The sequence below is a fragment of the Pedobacter sp. SYSU D00535 genome, assembly GCF_017355855.1.
Lineage (GTDB): Bacteria > Bacteroidota > Bacteroidia > Sphingobacteriales > Sphingobacteriaceae > Desertivirga.
The window spans coordinates 25824-44729 of the sequence record NZ_JAFEWD010000006.1 but is presented as its reverse complement, the minus strand read 5'-3'; the positions used below and the strand labels follow the sequence as shown (position 1 = coordinate 44729).

Below are 18906 nucleotides of genomic sequence, written 5' to 3'. Positions count from 1 at the left end.
AATAAAGACATCTATAACTTGAAATACACCACTTCACATGCACAACCCTGTTGCCACATACCGATTACAGTTTCATAAAGAATTCACTTTCGATGAGTTCGAGTCTATCGTCCCTTATTTAAAGAAATTAGGAGTAAGCACCATTTATGCCTCGCCAATATTTCAATCAACTCCTGGCAGTACGCATGGCTACGATGCGCTGAACCCGCATCTTATCAATCCTGAAATCGGTTCAGAAGAGCAACTGAAACGCCTACGCACCGAGCTGGACGAGGACAATATAGGCTGGCTGCAGGATATTGTACCCAATCATATGGCTTTCCATTCGCAAAATCCCTGGCTAATGGATGTGCTGGAGAAAGGCCGCCAGTCAACTTTTGCCGAATTCTTTGACATTGGATGGGAAAGTCCGTTGCACGGTGGCCGGGTAATGGTCCCTTTCCTGGGTTCGTCGCTTGAGGAGGTGGTGAATAACGGGGAGCTAAAGATCGAATACCAGGGGCAGCGCTTTGTACTGAAGTACTACGATAGCGCTTATCCCTTAAATCCCAAAACGTACCAAAAAATTTTTGCTGGCGGACAAGCACCCGTTCAGGCACTTGAGCAGCTCCTCCAGCAAATGCACCGGGCGCACCAGGTGGAAGATCCGAAGATCTATAAGGAACGCTGGGATGAAGTGCTACTGCAACTGACTTCCCTGATGAAAAACGACGCTGTAAGAAGCGCTATCGATAGAAACGTAGAGCAGTTGAATAGCAGCAAGGAAGACCTGCTGGAAATAGCCCGGGAGCAAAACTACCAGCTTTGTCACTGGCAGGAGACCGATAAGCAAATTAACTTCCGCCGCTTCTTCACCGTGAACAGCCTGATCTGCCTCAACATTCAAAACGAGGATGTCTTCAAATACTTCCATACTTACATTAAGGAGCTGGTGGACCAGGGGATCTTCCAGGGCTTGCGGATAGACCATGTGGATGGGCTTTATGATCCCACCCGATACCTGCAGGATTTACGGAAACTGGTAGGTGAAGATACCTACGTGGTGGTTGAGAAGATATTAGAACCCGGAGAAGACATCCCTAAACGCTGGCCGATTCAGGGCAACACCGGGTACGACTTCCTGTCGGTTGTAAATAACCTGCTCACCAATAACGAGAATGAGAAGTTGTTTACGAAGTTCTATCAGAAGCTTGTTGACGAAAAGAATTCGGTACACCAGCAGATCCACGACAAAAAAGCACACATCCTGAACGAGCACATGCAGGGTGAACTCGACAATCTGTATCAGCTCTTTGTAAAGCAACAACTGGTAGAGGAGCTCGATGTGGATACCGCAACCTTTAAACAAGCTATCGGCGAGGTGTTGATACAATGCCCTGTGTACCGCTATTATGGTAACAGTTTACCGCTAGACAAGGAAGAGGAAGAAGCATTGCTTGATATTTTCAAGCGCATTAGAAAAAGCAAGACCGGGTTATCGGCAGCTATTGACACGCTTGAAGATGTAATAGTTCGTAAGACTAAAGAAGGCAACGAGGAATACAACCAAAAAGCGCTGCACTTTTATCAGCGATTGATGCAGTTCAGCGGACCCCTGATGGCCAAGGGAGTTGAGGATACCTTGATGTACACGTACAACCGCTTCGTGGGCCATAATGAGGTCGGAGATTCTCCGGAGGCATTCGGGCACACCATCGAAGAGTTTCACCAGCGGATGATCGACAGGCAGGAAAACTGGCCGCTATCCATCAACGCCACATCCACACATGATACAAAACGCGGAGAAGATGTGCGGGCAAGACTGAATGTTCTTACCGACATTGCTGACGAATGGTTAGAAGCTGTGAAGCTCTGGCAATACCTGAACGCATCGCAGAAGCAGGAGAACGCCCCCGACGCAAACGACGAATACCTTATTTATCAGAACCTGATCGGGGCATGGCCGATGCCCGGCCAGGATGAGGATAACTTTAAAAACCGTATTCAGGACTATATTGAAAAGGCCCTGCGGGAAGCAAAACAACACTCCAACTGGACAAGCCCGGATCAGCAATACGAAGAAGCAGCCAAAAATTTCGCGGCAGGTTTGCTTGATCCCGACAAGCAGTTTTGGAAGCACTTCCGGCCGCTGCATAAAAAGGTAGCCGACTTTGGCATCGTCAACTCGCTCATCCAGGTCCTACTTAAATTTACCAGCCCCGGCGTGCCGGATGTTTATCAGGGCTGTGAACTATACGACCTGAGCCTCGTAGATCCGGACAACCGCAGACCTGTAGACTATCAGAAACGGGAGCAGTGGCTGACTGAACTGGAGGCCTTCCGTCAAGACCGGCGAGCATTGCTGGAGAACCTTTGGGAGAACAGGTATGATGGAAAAATAAAGCTCTGGCTTACCAATTTATTGTTTAACGAGCGGAAAGCAGAAAAAGATGTATTCGAAAAAGCGGCCTACATCCCGCTGAAGGTAAAAGGAAAGTACAAGGACCAGATCCTGGCCTTCGCCCGCCACCACCAGCAAACCTGGTATGTGGTTATTGTGCCCTTGCACCTGGCCTCCATCTCCAAAGAACAGAAAAAGGATATTCTGGATTTGAAATGGAAGGAAACTCGGGTGGTGCTACCAGAGAACGTACCTGTTGTCTTCGAGAACGTTCTAACCAAAGAGCGTGGCAAGGTTGAGGGGGAAATTCTGGTAAAAGACCTGTTCGATAAGGCCCCTCTGGCACTATTGAAACTGAAACAGCCGGTAAACGAGCGTGGAGCGGGAATCCTGCTGCACATTACTTCGCTTCCATCGGCCTTTGGCATCGGCGACATGGGGCCTGAGGCGAAACGCTTTGCCGACTTCCTCGTCTCTATGAAACAGAAATACTGGCAGATCCTACCCTTAAGCCCCACCGAAGCGGGGCAGGGATACTCTCCCTACAGCGCTATTTCCAGTATGGCCGGCAATACTTTGCTAATCAGTCCGGAGCTATTGGTAGATGAAGGCTTGCTCGAGAAGAAGGATCTGAAAGACTTTCGCCTTCCGGTAAAAGATAAGGCTAATTTTAAAGCAGCAGAAAAACAAAAGGACATTCTCTTCGAGGTTGCTTTTAACACTTTTAAGAAAGGTGCCTTCTCCTCCCTCGCTACAGAATTTGAAGCTTTCTGCGCTAAAGAAGCTTCCTGGCTGAATAACTACGCGCTTTACATCGGCCTGAAATTGCAGCACGGGGGACGACCCTGGTATGAATGGCCCGAACATTTTCGATTGCGGGATAAGACGGAACTTGAGCGCTTTAGTTCGCAGCATGCGGCAACGCTGGAAAAGACTATGTTTTTACAGTTTCTTTTCATGAAGCAGTGGAAAGCTCTAAGATCTTATTGCAATAAGCTTGGTATCAAGATCTTTGGGGACCTCCCCTTCTATGTCAGCTATGATTCTGCAGACGTGTGGTCGCGCCCCGAGCTGTTTAAACTGGATGAAAATGGCAAACAGATCGGCACTTCAGGAGTTCCACCTGATTATTTCAACGAGAACGGCCAACTGTGGGGTATGCCCGTATTCAGGTGGGATGTATTGAAAGAGCAGGGGTATGAATGGTGGATCAACCGCATTCAAAAGAACATGGAGCTTTTCGATGTGCTGCGATTGGATCACTTCCGCGCCTTCTCTACTTATTGGGAAGTTCCGGCCGGCGAAGAAACGGCTAAAAACGGACAATGGATCCAGGGACCGGCTTCTGAATTTTTCCAGGCCCTGGAAGCGAAACTAGGTAAACTGCCTTTTGTCGCAGAGGACCTGGGGGATATAGATCAGCCCGTATACGATCTCCGGGACGAGTTTGAGTTTCCGGGCATGAAAGTCCTGCAGTTTGCATTCGGCGATAACATGCCGGAATCTATTGATATCCCACACAACTACAATCCCAACTTTTTCTGCTATACCGGCACACACGATAATAATACGACCGTAGGCTGGTTTCATACCGAAGCCGGAAAAACCGAGCGGAAAAACCTGGAGGAATACACCGGCGAAAGCGTAGACGATAAGAACGTCCACAAGTTGCTCGCGAAACTGGGCTATGCGTCCGTCGCTAAAACCGTTATCCTGCCTATGCAAGATCTGTTGGGACTGGATGAAAGCGCCCGCATGAACACCCCTTCATCAGCAGAAAACAACTGGGCATGGCGCCTTGATCCTCAGTTGTTAAAGGATGCCAACCTCAAATGGATCCCAAAATGGGTTAAACTATATAACAGGGAGTAACCTTACTTCCTCAACAAGAACGCGGAGTATTTCTTTCCGTCGTTCTTGTTTTATCACAATCGGCCCTCCTACTGTCCAAATTTCTTAATTTCTTTCCCGTCAAAACCTTTCTCCATTTCGGTTGTTTAAGAGTGGTTTATAAAGGATGATATACCGGCTTCTTCGCCGGATCCTGCGGTAAAGGAACCCGATGATGAGTTTTTCCCTTTTTTATTTTCGTTTCTTTGTTCACACAAACGACTCAATTAACTTAATTGATGATAAATAACTTAACGTTTTTGCAGGGTGGTGGCAAAATGGGTGAACTTATTCGTTCTACCAATTGGGAAGAAACAGCACTTGGCAGGCCCGACACCTGGCCGGAAAGTTTGAAATCAGCAGTCAGTATCAGCTTAAATTCCGGCTTCCCGATAGCAATTTATTGGGGCGAAGATTTTACTCTGCTTTATAACGATGCCTGGAGCAGTATCCCCGGCGGTAAGCACCCTTGGGCACTGGGGAAACCCGGAAAAATAGTGTGGCCCGAAATCTGGGAAGGACTGGATGCGGAATTCAGGAGCGTATTGGAGCGGGGAGAATCTATACGGCGCCCCGACGCCCTTTTGCTGATGAAGCGCTTCGGATATACGGAAGAGTGCTACTTCGACTATACCTTGTCGCCTATTGTAGCGACCGATGGAAGCGTTGGAGGAGTTTTCAATGCGGTTATAGAAACGTCTTATAAGGTAATCAGTGAGCGACGAAACGATATTCTGGTGACTTTTCTTAGACAGCTGAATAACGCCAGATCTGTGCCTTTCTCCCTTACAATCATTCAGAAAATTTTAGACAATGCCAGGTCTGATATTTCTTTTTTCCTGCTTCATGTCGTCGGCAACGAAAACAAGGAAAAAAATTATACGAATCTCAAAACACCTGCGGCTATATATGCATCCTGGCCAATTGGAAAAGCGATAAGCGAAGGACGTTCGCAGCATATACAAGACCTGAGCAGTATTCTCTCAGAACCTATTTTGAATGAGGCAGGAGAACCTTGTGTAGAAGCATTGCTTGTCCCGATGCAGGAGCCGGGGAGCTACATAGTTTTGGGTGCATCGCCGAGAAAAAGAATTGATGCCGACTATAAGCATTTCTTCGAGTCTGTAAGCTTCCATATCGACTCATTCCTCAAAAGTGCTCAGTCATCAGAGCAAGAGATTGTCTTGCAACGCGAGCAGGCCTTAAATGAAGAGCTAGCCGCAGCAAATGAGGAGCTAAATGCCGTGAATGACGAGCTGCACTGTGCACAGGAGAATCTCCAAAAATTGAATGATGAACTGGAGGAACGCGTTGAGCAGCGAACAATTGCGCTTGCAGAAAGCCAGTCGCGATTCCGCAATATGCTGCAGCAATCACCGGTTGCCATGCTGGTATTTCAGGGCGAAGAATTGGTCGTTTCGCTGGCCAATCCCGAAATGTTATCGCTGATAGGAAAAAATGAAAACGTAATCGGACACCCACTCGCCGAGGTACTCCCTGAACTAAAGGAACAATCCATCTTCGAAATCCTGTGTCAGGTTTATCAGTCTGGCGAATCTTATACCGGATATGAACACCCGGTGGCTTTTCAAAAAAGCAATGGAGAAACGGAAGTACGCTATTTCAACTTTACTTTCTCCCCACTGCGGGAAGACGGGAAGATTACCGGGGTTCTGGATGTGGCAGTAGAGGTGACGCCCCAGGTGGCAGCCCGTAGAATAGTAGAAGAAAAAGAGTTGAGTCTTCGCACCCTGGTGATGACCTCCCACAACGCCTTAATGATCCTAAAAGGCCCCGAGTGGACGATTGAGATAGCAAACAACGGAATAGCCGAACTCTGGGGTAAACATCTTCAAGATATCATTGGAAAGACGCTTTTGGAAGTACTTCCCGAACTGGAAGGACAACCCTTCCCTGATCTCTTACGTGAAGTGTACAAGACCGGTACTCCATATGGGCAGGAAGAGGAGGTTTTCTACTTAAACACACCAAAAGGGCCGGTGAAAAAATACGTTAGTTTTTATTACGACCCCTTGCGTGATCCGGATGGAAACATCTGTGGAATCATTGTATCTGCCAATGATATCACCAATTTAGTAGAAGGCAGACTAATGCTGGAAGAAAGTTACGAACGGCAACAGGCTTTGAACGAGGAAGTAGCTGCTACCAACGAAGAACTGGCAGCAGCAAACGAAGAGCTGCTTTCTACTAACGAGGAGCTTGCCATAATTCAGGATAACCTCCACGATGCCATTTCAAAACTAACAGCCAGTGAGGCCAGGCTACGGTACATGCTGGCCGACGCACCTGTGGCCATCGCCGTGCTGGTGGGGCCTGAACTAAAAATCGAATCCGCTAACAAAAAGACGCTCGAACTATGGGGTAAAAATGATTCCGTCATTGGAAAAAGGCTTGACGTAGCGCTTCCAGAACTGGAGGGCCAACCTTTCATCGGCATTTTGCAGGATGTATTGAAAACAGGCGAATCATTTTACGGCACGGAGGTACCAGCCTTTATTGAGCGTAATGGTAAACTTGTACAAGCTTATTTCAACTTTGTGTACCAGGCTATAAGGGAGGACGATGGTACTATCAGCAGCATTATGGCGGTGGGGATTGAAGTGACAGACCAGGTAAAGGCCCGAAAAAATATAGAGGAAAATGAAAAACGAGTAAGACTGTTATTTAACGCCATCCCTCAGCAGGTTTGGACAGCAACACCTGATGGTTCACTTTCGTACGTTAATAATGTAGTCTCCGGGGATCTGGGCTATGAATCTGAAGTTGTTGTAGGACATAGCTGGCAAACATTTATCCATCCAGACGACCTGCCGGGCAGTTTGGAAAAGTGGCAGAACGCCCTGATAAGTGGACAGGAATACCTGGCAGAGTTTCGTCTTTTGATGAAAAGCGGCGACTATCAGTGGCACCTTAGTCGCGCAGTGCCACTGGTTGAAGAAGGCGAAATTAAATTTTGGATAGGCATTAACACCAATATCCAGTTCCAGAAAGATAATGAGCAGAAGAAGGATGAGTTTTTATCCATCGCCAGCCATGAGCTGAAAACGCCATTAACCAGCATCAAGGCATTCAACCAATTGATGCAAAGAACAACCGAGCCTGAAAAACTCGTTAACTTCATCCGTAAGTCCGCGGAACACATCTTCAGACTGGAGAAGCTGATTAACGATTTGCTGGATGTAACGAAGATCAATGCCGGCAAGATGAGCTACAACATGGAGGCTTTCAACTTCGGCAAAACCCTCATGCATTCAGTTGAAAGTGTACAGCATGTCTCGCCACGACACAAGATAATTGTAGAGAATTGTGCCGACGTCACCCTGGTGGGAGACCATTTGCGACTGGAGCAGGTTATGCATAATTTCCTGACTAATGCTGTGAAGTATTCCCCGGAATCGAACAAAGTGATCGTGAACAGCGTGATCGAAAATGAGAGCCTGGTAGTTTCGGTTCAGGATTTTGGGATCGGGATTGCAAAAGACCACCTGGACCGATTATTCGACCGCTACTACCGTGTAGACAACACTGCCATGCGCTTCGAAGGCCTTGGTTTAGGACTCTTCATTTCTTCCGAGATATTAAAAAGACACGGTGGAAGTTTCTGGATCGAAAGCGAGCAAGGGCAAGGGTCCACCTTTTTCTTCCGCCTCCCCCTGAAAGACGATTCCGCTATTCACCCCACAGTGAAGTCAGATACCTTTTACGAGGATGAATCCATTACCATCTCTTACAGAGAGGAATATGGCCGGATCGATACCGATTGGAAGGGCTTTCAGACGCTGGAGTCGGTTAAGCGGGGCTGCCTGCTAATGCTGGATATGCTTAAGAAGAACAAATGCACCAAAGTACTGAATGACAACACGAATGTACTAGGGACATGGTCCGAAGCCGCTGATTGGGTAGGCGGAGAATGGTTCGCGATGATGGAAGAAGCAGGCTTAAAGTATTTTGCCTGGGTGTTTTCGCACAGTTCCTTCAGTCAGTTGTCGGCACGAAAAAGCGTAGATATTATGACTGGCAATGTGGTAACTCAGTTCTTTACAGACATTGAAGCAGCAGCAAATTGGATCAACGAAAAGGATATAAGCGCCACTAGTACCGATAACGGCGCAGGGATTAAAAACGCTGACTAAGAAGATCCTTAAGCAGACAGCCTCAACCAGGGGCTGTCTGCCCTATTCCCAGCTCGCCCGAATTCTGCTTCCGCTGAAGGGATCGTTACTTACCCGAAGAAACACATCTATTTCCTGCTGCAGGTCTTCCACATGCGAGATGATTCCCACTTTCCGGTTTTCCTTTCTCAGCGACTTCAGGGTTTCAAAAGCGACCTGTAAAGATTCCTTATCCAGCGAACCAAAGCCTTCGTCCAGGAAAAAGAAATTCTGTTTCGACTTATTCTGCTGCTGCACACTTTCCGCCAAGGCTAGCGCCAGGGACAGCGAGGCCTGGAAGGTTTGTCCGCCGGAAAGGGTTTTCACATTTCGCACTTTCCCATTATTCAAGAAATCCCGCACCTGGAACTCGTTTTTTTCAGTCACCTCCAGCCGGAGCGACTGCCGCGTCAATTTATAAAAACGTTCATTAGCGGCCTCGCAAAGATGATGCAGGTAGACGGAAGAAACATAGTTGACAAATCCGCTGCCTTTAAACAACTGCTTCATCGTGCCGAGGTTAGCAGCCCGCTTTTCCAGCTTCCCGAGTTGATGCTGAAGAGCCTGCTTTTGTTCCAGATCTTTCTTCTGCTTTTCCAGAGCGGCCTTTTCCTGTACGTAGCGATCATTTAAATCCTGTACGTTATCACGCAGCATTGCGACCTGCTCCACTAATTCCCGGAAATGAACCTCGTTAAATGCTTTTCCCGCCGTTTGGCGCTCCAGCTGGGCCAGCATTTCTTTGGCCGTATGAAGCCGCTGTTTAAAGTCTGATACCCGTACTTTCAGCGCATCGATATCCAGCTCATCATTCAACAGCAGTTCAATCTCCTCCCAGCTGCTAAACTCCGACTTCTCGAAACATTCCTGAAGGTTGCTCTTGATCTGCTGGATGAGCGTTTCATCCTGCAAAAGCACATCCTGATTCGTCCTGATTCGCTCCAGCAGCGAGATCTGCTTCGATTTATGCTCATCGATCTGCTGGCTCAGCAGCTCAAACTCCCGGGCAACTGTATCAAGCTTCTGTCGCAGTTCGTCCATTTTAGATTCCAGATCAGCTACGGAAAGAGTACCGAATTCATCGGCCCGGAGCACCTTCAACTGCCTGATGATCGTAGCCTCCTCTGCCCTTTTTCCCGTCAGCTGGGTTTGAATATCCTCAATCGCCTTGCGAAATTTCTCATAAGCCTCTGAACCCTTGCGGCAGCGGGTGTCTGTATCGTCCAGCTCACGTTCCAGCTCCTGCAGTTTCCTGTTTTCCATCTCAAACTTTCTGAAGGCGTCTTCTACCTTCAGCGCATCGTCCGGATCGAAACTATCCCACACAAACTTTTGCAGATGTTGGTCAAGATGCGATTTTTCTGTTTTCAGCTTGTTTTCCAGCACTTCCAACTGCTGCAAAAGGTTTTGTTCCCTTTGTTGTAATCCATGCAGCAGCACCAGGGCCTGCTCGCAGCTTTGATCGTACTTGCTGTACTCCTCTGCCTGCTTGCTGGCGTGCAGCAGGTGTTCGTTCACATCCTCCACCATCAGCAATTCAGGATGATGCTCTGATCCGCACAACAAACACGGCCCTCCGTTCTTCATCTGCTCCGCAAACTCCCCCAATTTCAACTGCAGTTGATAGTGTGCCAGCTGTTCGGTCAGCTCGTTCTGCTTCTTCCGGTTTAAAGCTCTGTAGTGTTGCACTTCCTGCGTATACTGAAGAAAGGTTTTTCCATCGTGGTGCTGCTCGAAGAAGAGAGGCTCCAAATGCGGCCTCACTTGCTGCGGAAGGGCTGCAAGAGCCTCTCCTACCGCTATCGACTCGCCCTTCAAATTCTCAATATGCTTCTCCAGATTCTTTCGCTCCAAGTGCCAGTTCCGCAGGGCGGAAAGAGTAGCGATATCCGGAAGATTAGCTTTTTGATCCCTGATCTGCTCTTTTAGCACTGCTATTTTCTGCTCGGCTGTCGTCTTTTCAACCAAAGCGTTTTCTAAATGGGGCTTTCCCGCCGTTAGTCGTTGATCCAGCTTCCCGATATCAGACTGCAAATTTTTCAACACCACCAGGCATTGATAGTCGTCCAATACTGCCCGCCTTTCGTCCTGCTTCTGTTGCTCCTGCTTTATGGTTTCGTAACGACTGCTCAGTTCCTCCAGCTCAACAGACGAGCGGCTCAGCTGACTGTTGCTCTCGGCTATAAGGCGACTGCGTTTATCTATGTCTTCCTGCAACTGTTTCTTACGGTTCAGGCCTTCCTTGAAATTACGCAGACAGTATTCGTAGTCGTTTATTTTTTTTGCGTGGCGCCGGTACTCTTCATCGTGAGCCAGCAGCTCATTCACCTGTTCTTTCTGAGCGGCCAGGGCTTCGAAAAGTTTCTTCAAGCCTTCCTGCTCTTTCAGCTCCTGCTCCTGCTTCTCCAGCCTCTGCCGTTCGTTTTCAAGACTTTGCAACAAAGCGGAAACATAGATTTCCTTTTCGGCGATCGCCTCGCTATGAACCTGGTCGAAGTGAAGCAATTGCCCCTTCAACTCCTGCATGGCCTCATTATTTTTCTTCTCCAGGGAAGTGGTCTGATAGAAAAATTCGTATTTATCCAGCTGAAAGATTTCCTTCAGCATGTTGGTTCGCTCTTTGTCGCCGAGCTGCAAAAATTCCTGAAACTTCCCTTGCGGGATAATGATGGTCCTTCGGAAGTTATCATAACTTAAGCCTAGAACTCCGTCAGCCAGACTGCTTTCCAAGGGCAGCCAGTCATTGCCAGTCTTTTTATAGGCTGTCCGCTCAAAGGTATTCACCTTATCAAAGTCCTTCCCATTCCGTTTACCCTTTACGGTGAACCGATATTCCTGCTCATCAAAATTCCGGAACATGAAATCGATCAGTAACTCATCCGATTTCAGGTTCATCATGTTGTAGTTCCGGTTATCGTTCCGGTCAAGGCGTTCGGATTGTCCGTACAGAGCAAAGGTCATGGCCTCTAGAATCGACGATTTTCCGGATCCTACAGATCCAAAGATTCCGAACAACTGTCCGTCCAGCAAGCGGTCAAACTCGATAGTTTGGGCTTCCTGATAGGAGTAAAGCCCTTTTATAGTAAGTGAAAGAGGTATCATTCTTCGCCCTGCTCCGCTCTTATTTCTTTAAATAAATCTGTCAACTCGTCGTTGGGTTCCTGGCCGTACTTATGCCGAAAAAACTGCTGGAACAGTTTATCCATATCCTGATTCAAATCAATAGCTGCTGTGCTCTGGTGCAGTAACTCCTTATTTTTCACCTCGGGGATAATCGTTACAATGCCTTCGTGTGCCTGCAACAGGCGTTTTCTGTCTTCGGCGGTCAGATAGCTATCGGTCACCAAGGTGAGCTCAACCAACACATTCGGGTTTTCCTCCAACCACTGCAAGGCTTCCTCCACGTCGTTAAAGCGTTTTCGCTGCAGCGATTTCCCTTTACTGAGCGTAATACCAGAAAAATTGACCTTTCTACCCGGCTCCGCCTCCACTATTACCACATGCTTTTGTTGTCCTGCTTCGCCGAAGCTATAGCTTAGAGGACTGCTGCTATAAACCACGGGACAAGGAAGCTTGTCGATAAGCCGGAAGCGGTGCAAGTGCCCCAAGGCAACGTACTGCATTTGTACCGGTATATTTTCAGAGAATACGGCCTGAGCGCCGCCAACATGGAGGATGGGCTTCTCGTCCTCCGGCTCTTCCGGCGGCTCCTCCCCTTTTTTCATGAGATACAGGTGCGCCACGAGCATATTCACTCCCAGCTCATTGCAGTAGCGGTCGGCCAGCTCCTTCCAGCGGCGACCGAGGACCTGGCGTAGTTCCTCCTCATTATCCTCCAGTCCCAGGAAGGTCTTGAGGCGGTACTCGTTAGCGTAGGGGGTGAGTAGCAAACGTAGCGGGTAATCGAAACGGGGTAGTTTTATTTCAATAAAGCCCGGTTCAGCCTTTAGTACACATACGCCCGAGTCCAGCTGACAGGTGGAAATATGAGAATCGGGATACCCGGCGAAGATAATCCCGCATTCACGGGCAAGCGGATCTGGTGCTTCTATCCGGTCAGGTGAATCATGATTGCCGGCAATAGCGACGACGGCCCGCCTTCCGTTGTTAGTTAGCTGCTTTAATGTCTTATATAATAATTCAACAGCCTCTGTCGAGGGATTGAAGTTATCGAACAGATCACCGGCTACGAGTACAGCATCCACATCTTGTTCGTCTGCAATTGCTACTATTTCAGCTAACACCTCCCGCTGCTCTTCCAGACGGGAGAACTTTTCAAGGCGCTTGCCCAAATGCCAGTCGGCTGTGTGAAGAATTTTCATGTTTGATTGATACTGATCTTAGCCCCTTACTAACCCTTTACGTCCTTATCCCTCAAGGCAATTTACAATTATTTCAGCGCCTGCGCAGGAAGCAGGGCATTGATCCAGCAAAAATCAGCGCCTGGATCAGGAGACCCAAATATAAGGCTTTATGAATTCTCGGGGAGTGATAGCTGGAATTTTAACAGATAGACAGGCTACTTTTGTAGCATTTGCCAAAACAGGTTGGATAGGAAAATTGCTCCGATACAGGTGCTTGTGCAGGTAAAGGTACTGCCCTGCCCTTTCAGGCAATGCCAATACCTTTACTAACCTTTGGCGCCAGGTGTAGTTCTATGCGTTTGTTGCAGCGCGAACATTTTTTTCTGCTCAGGTCATTTCTTACAAGCCACTTGTGAAATCCCATTTTGCAGAGAACGGAGTAGAGAAATTTGTTCATAATGTTAATTTTATATAAATACACTCCAAGTAGGCCTAGGTTTGAACATTCTGCAATTCGTCAAAAAATTATTACAGAACGACTCGGCAAGGTAGTGATCGGACGGCTTCCAGCCATCCGACCACTAAGTCCAATCCAAAAACAAAAAAGCCCCTTACATTGCTGTAAGAGGCTCCATCTATCTAACCTTTAAATCTGGTTCTTTTTGACTTTGATTGGACGACTCCCGGTCATCCGACCACTCTCTTCTTAAAATGCTTTCCTATGAGTGATCCGATGACGAATGCGAAACGGCCTTACTCATCGGATCACAGCTTCGACAAGTTCAGCTTCAGATTCAGCTCAAAGTTACCGTTGGTATTACCAGCTAGATCTGCGGTGCCTGAAGTGTACATCCCGTGAATGCGGATAGCTGGTGTAGCTTTCACACCCATTCCTACTGACATGCTTTGAGTTGTGTGGTATAGCATCAGCACGTTCACCTGCTCTTTGGCAAGCGTGATGTTGGTACCGATATCCATGATGTTATCCAATCCTCTGATATCCCGGTAGCGGAAGGTCGGTTCCAGTCCCAAGCCGTCTACTGCATTCGGGAAGCTGAACTTATAGCTTAACGAAGCAAAATAGCCGGAACGGTCTACCAGCTGACTACCCTGTGCTTCTTCCTGCTGGAAGAACGACTTCAGGTTAGGAAGGGCAAACTGAGCGGTTAGTCTGCTACCAACGTACGCTGCTCCAAAATCTCCGTCAAGGAAAGTTTCCCGTTGCTGAAAGCGGCTTACTGATAGGTCATTCTGATCTCCGTCCATCTGGTCGTTCATAATGCGTTCGTACATCAGTCCTAAAGAGACGCCGAAGCTCAGGTGCTGGCCTTCGCTATTCAGCGGCAAGTGGTAAGCATAGCTGGCTGACACGCGGGTGTTTTTGATCAGACCGGCCTCGTCATTATAAAGGTTCAGTCCTAATCCTGTTTTCTTACCGGATCCGTACACTGCCGTGATCGACTGTGTTTTGGGTGCTCCCGGTAATACGCTCCACTGTTGTCTTGCTGCCAGATCCAGTTGTACGCCTTGCTCTGTTCCTGCCATTGCAGGGTTAAGGATGTAAGGGTTCTGGTAGTAAGTAGCGCCCAAAGGGTTGAGCTGAGCGTTCGCTTCGTTTGCTGTTAAGGCAGTGATCAGAAGCAGGGAGAGGCTCCCTGCTTTGCTGATGATATTTTTTAATGTTTTCATTCTTGTATGATATCTGTTCATTAGGGAGATTACTGTCGTTCTATCAGCAGGCTGCTTTATTAGGGTCAAGCGTGCTCTTAACTGACCTACTCCAACTTTTTCTTGATAAAAAGTTGAGCAAAACTTAGCGAAGCGATCTCACGAAGTCCTTTTAATTATTACTATCTGAGTAAATTAAGAAAAGAACGAAGCTTCAGCCCGCAAGGCTCACTCGGCCTCCCGAAATAAATTCGGGACAGGCTGCCGTTCTTTTCGGCCCAACCCGCAGTTCACTGATCAACATCCTGCTGGATAAAAACTGCATCTCCTTTAGCTCCTTTTTATTGGTCGGAAGGGAAATTCGTTTTATGGGATAGCGGGAGGAGGAGTTCACCTCCCCCCTTTTCCCTTTAACCTTTTACCTTTCTAGTCCCTCACTATTGTGATAAATCCTTTGATCTTCTCAGCACCCGGACCGAAGTCTACAATGTAGTAGTAAGTGTCTTCGGCTAGTGGTGAGCCCTCGAAGGTTCCATTGAACTCAGAAGTATAGTTCGTTTTGCTGTAAAGCAGACGACCAGCTCTGTCGAAGATTTTTACCACGTTGTTCGGATACATGTCGATGTTGCGGATCACGAAGTTGTCGTTCACCCCATCACCGTTTGGTGTAACAATGTTCGTTCCGTCTACTACCTTAAAGTCGGCCAGTACTTCAATAGTAATGCTTTGGGTGCTTACGCAGCCGTTGGCATTGGTAACCGTTACCGTATAAGTAGTAGTTTCTGATGGACGAACATTCAGAGTTGCCAGGTTTTTCGCTACGCTTACGATACCATTGGCATCTGCCCAGCTGTAAGTCAGACCTGTATTTCCTCCTGTTACTTCCGCTTTCAGCATTGCTACTTCTCCTTTGGAAAGCGTAGTGCCTTTGTCGGAACTGATCGCAATTACCGGAAGCTGATTCACTGTCAGCGTAAAGCTTTGAATTTTGAAATCTATTCCTCCGTTGGCAGTGCCTCCGTTATCCTGTACCAGTACCGTTACTGTTGCTGTTCCGCTGGCGTTTGGAGCCAGCTTGTAGCGTACTTGTGCGGCTCTATTATGGTCTGCCTGTGTTACTGTTAAGCTTTCGAACAAACTGTTGTTGCTGGAGCTTACCGATACGGCTGTAGTTTCATTTGCATCCGGTCCCGCCGTAATATTGCTCAAAGCAACGGTTTGTTGTGCTTCTGTATAGCAGATCGTCGAGTTGGCAATAGCATCAATAGTTGGCTGCTCGTTCACATTTTGGATTGAGATGGTAAATTCTCTCTCTAATGGAAGATCGTACTGGGTGATGGACCTTAGTCGTACCTTATAGCTTACCTGCTCTTCAAAGTTCAAAGTCTTTGAAGTCTTGATCTGGTTGCGCTCAATCACAAACTTGCCGTTATCAGTGTCTCCTGCTCCTGCTACCAATTCATACCGGAAGGTTGCATTCGGGTCATCAGATGTTGAACTTAGCGTTCCTGCCAGTGTTCCTGCTGCCGCATTCTCAAACAGAGTAGCTGCTGCTAAACTGATGCTGGTTGGGTAACCTGGTTTTACGGTTAACACGCCGTCAACATGAGTGATCTCGTAGTTGGCTGCTGTGGCACCGGAAATGATTATCGGATACGGACCTTGAGGCGAAGTTACAGTTGCCCCGGTATTCATGGCCGGAAGGCTGATTAAAGCTGCACTTGTCTCTCCGTTTACAAAACCACCATAGCTTGCTGTAAACTGAGGCATTGGTAAGCCCTGGATCTTCTCCTTGTTATCTGCAGTGATGGTAAGGACAGCTTTTGTGATATTTCCAAAAGTACCTGTACTAAGCGTAGTTAGATTGTAATTGGCCTTATCTTCTCCAGCCAGCACAAGATTATCTACTGTCACCGCTTTGCTTATACCTGCATTTTTATCTGCATAGCTTGCTGTTCCGCTTACGGTCACATTATCGTTTATTTCTACTCCGTGAAGACTTAAATTCGCGGGGGCCAATACGGCAGATATCTTGCCATCATACACTTTGGTAATTGCTGGCATTGCACCTGCAGTAGCAGTTATTGCTTTAACGTTAATGACACCAACAGCAGCCTGAGCAGAAGAACTTGTAAGGATATAATTACCTGCATCAGCACCAGTCAAAGCGATTCCATTTACCGTTACTGTTTTACTAGTGCCCTTATTTTTACTATCGTAAGTACCTGCTGATGGATTGTTTAAACCAACCTGATCACTAGATATCGTACCATCAAGAGTGTAATTACCCGCCTTCAGGGTGGCAGTCAAAGTTCCGTCGTAAGTTTTAGCAACAACACCAGCTAAGCCGGCACTTACTTCTTTGCCTTTTACCTCACCTATCAAACCTTTAGCTTCTGTTGAAGAAAGCGTATAGTTTGAGGCATCTTTACCATCGATAGACAACTGACCTACAGTTACTTCTTTCTCCCTTCCAACATTTTTGCTGTCGTATTTTCCGCTGGTTGGATTGTTCAGCACTACAGTTTCTCCCTTTAATACTCCGGATAACTGATAGTTCTCTTCAGTTAAAGTAGCAGAAGAAGTACCGTCATACACTTTGCTAGTGGTACCTACTAAGGCAGCTGTAAGCTCTTTGGCCTTAATTTCTCCTACCGGCCCGTGCACAGAACCAGATACAAGTGTATAGTTAAATTTATCTGTACCTGAGATGGAAAGACCATCGGTATAAACTAATTTTTCTGCACCAGTGTCCTTGCTATCATAGGTTCCGCTTGTTACTGGTACCAGCACAACGCTTTCATTTTCCAATACACCTGAGAGGTGGAAGTTTTCAGGCGCCAAGGTAGCATCTATTAAACCATCATAAGTTTTGCTTACTGTACCAATCAAACTCGCTGTAACTTCTTTCGCTTTAATTTCACCTACTTCGCCATGAATACTAGTTGATTCAAGTACATAATTTTTAGCTCCATCTCCGGAAAGTGCAAGATCGCCTACCGTTACCTTTTTACTTGTGCCTGAATCTTTATTTTCAAAGGTTCCCACTTCCGGATAATCTAAGGTTACTGCGTCTGTAGAAAGTATCCCGTCCAGCTTGTAATTATCAGAAGTCAGATTTGCAGATACACCGCCATCGTACGTTTTGCTAACCGACCCTTTTAAGCTTACAAAAGCTGTCTTCGGTTTAATTTCTCCAATCAGTGCTTTGGTAGAGGTAGCAGCAAGCGTATAGTTAGCGGCATCATCTCCTAAAAGCTCCAGACCATCCACATACACTAATATTTCTACTCCTTTATTTGCACTTTCATACATTGCGGTAGTTGGATTATTAAGCACAACGTTTTCTCCCTCCAGCACATCTGATAAGTGGTAATTATTACTTATTAGAGGTGCAGACTTGCTTCCGTCGTAAATTTTTTCAACTACACCCACTAAGGTCGCTGTCAATTCTTTCGGTTGGATTTCTCCTACCTCTGCCTCGGTATAGTCTGAAGACAATACATAATTTTTAGCAGATGCTCCTGAAAGAGTAAGACCAGTTATCGTCACCAATTTACTTTTTCCGACATTTTTATCTTTGAAGCTTACTGCTGTTCCATTTGCACTAACAAGATCCTGAGGAAGCAAACCTTCCAGCACATAGCCAGCAAAGTCGTCTTTTAATTCTGCTGACAATTTGCCATCATATACTTTGCTTACAAGAACATCAGTTTTAAACTGGTAAGTGAGCACTTTGGGATCAACAACCAATAAACGGGTAACAGACTCTGCATCTTCATACACATCGTCTCCTTGCTGAGAAGCTTTTATGTTAACCGACCCTGCCTTTTTAATATAAACTTGGTCATCAATTATTTCTGCAACGGCCGGATCTTCCGACTCATAAGAGACTTTTAAGCCAGAGTTTGAGGTAGCGCCTAAATTAAAGGGGCCGTCGCCATAAACTCTGTTTGCTAATTGCTCGAAAGTAATTGCCTGCGCCTTCAACCTCGTAACATTCAGCTTATACTGCTTTGTTGTTTCCTCATCCTGGGCTGTAACCAGAACCACTATTTCATTAGAGCCATCTTTTAAGATGACAGTAGTTTCACTGCCGTTTACAACAGCATCGCCATTCAAAGAAATTTTTGCTAGGGGATCTGCTGCCGTCAGGCCAACTTTAATGGAAGACAGGCTATGACCAACGGTCGCGCTGTAATCGGTAATGTCAGATGTAAAACCAGGGCTTAATTGTCCTTCACTTAATGTCAGGCTCAACAAATTTGCGTTGTTGGGAGATACCTGCTGGAAGCCCTGCGATAAGCTTAAACCTTCTGTTTCAAGAAATATACTGAAAGGCTGGCCAAATGTAAAGCTGATGTCAACCTCTCCTGACCTGCTATGCCCGCCCTGCGGTACAATCGCCTCCGGGCTGAGACTCTGTGCTTTCAGTGCTCCCGTAATAAATAACAGCAGCATGCACAGTATTATGGAATAAATTTTTCTCATC

At 47.0% G+C, this 18906-nt stretch carries 6 protein-coding genes; 2 read left to right on the top strand and 4 right to left on the bottom strand.

Features of this window, described 5'->3' with window-relative positions; translation table 11 throughout:
* Positions 1–37 precede the first annotated feature (37 nt).
* A complete protein-coding gene (gene treY, locus J4N23_RS13580) occupies positions 38–4252 on the top strand; it encodes a malto-oligosyltrehalose synthase (protein ID WP_207428060.1) in 4215 nt (1404 codons plus the stop codon).
* Between the two features lie 257 nt (positions 4253–4509).
* Positions 4510–8424, top strand: coding sequence for a PAS domain-containing protein (locus J4N23_RS13575; RefSeq protein WP_207428058.1), 3915 nt, complete (start codon positions 4510–4512; stop codon positions 8422–8424).
* A gap of 42 nt (positions 8425–8466) precedes the next feature.
* Here J4N23_RS13575 and J4N23_RS13570 read toward each other — a convergent pair whose 3' ends face one another.
* From J4N23_RS13570 to J4N23_RS13555, 4 genes are all read right to left on the bottom strand, one after another.
* Positions 8467–11544 (bottom strand): SbcC/MukB-like Walker B domain-containing protein, encoded by a 3078-nt coding sequence (locus tag J4N23_RS13570; RefSeq protein WP_207428057.1) that lies wholly within the window; start codon positions 11542–11544, stop codon positions 8467–8469.
* Positions 11541–12764: an exonuclease subunit SbcD gene (locus J4N23_RS13565; protein ID WP_207428056.1), complete on the bottom strand. Its 1224-nt coding sequence runs from the start codon at positions 12762–12764 to the stop codon at positions 11541–11543. Before J4N23_RS13565 ends, J4N23_RS13570 begins: the two co-directional genes overlap by 4 nt.
* A 747-nt stretch (positions 12765–13511) precedes the next feature.
* Positions 13512–14435, bottom strand: a complete 924-nt coding sequence (locus J4N23_RS13560; RefSeq protein WP_207428055.1) for a PorP/SprF family type IX secretion system membrane protein — start codon at positions 14433–14435, stop codon at positions 13512–13514.
* 405 nt (positions 14436–14840) lie between these two features.
* Entirely contained in the window at positions 14841–18905 is a 4065-nt protein-coding gene (locus tag J4N23_RS13555; protein WP_207428054.1) for a YDG domain-containing protein, read from the bottom strand.
* Between the last annotated feature and the right edge of the window lies 1 nt (position 18906).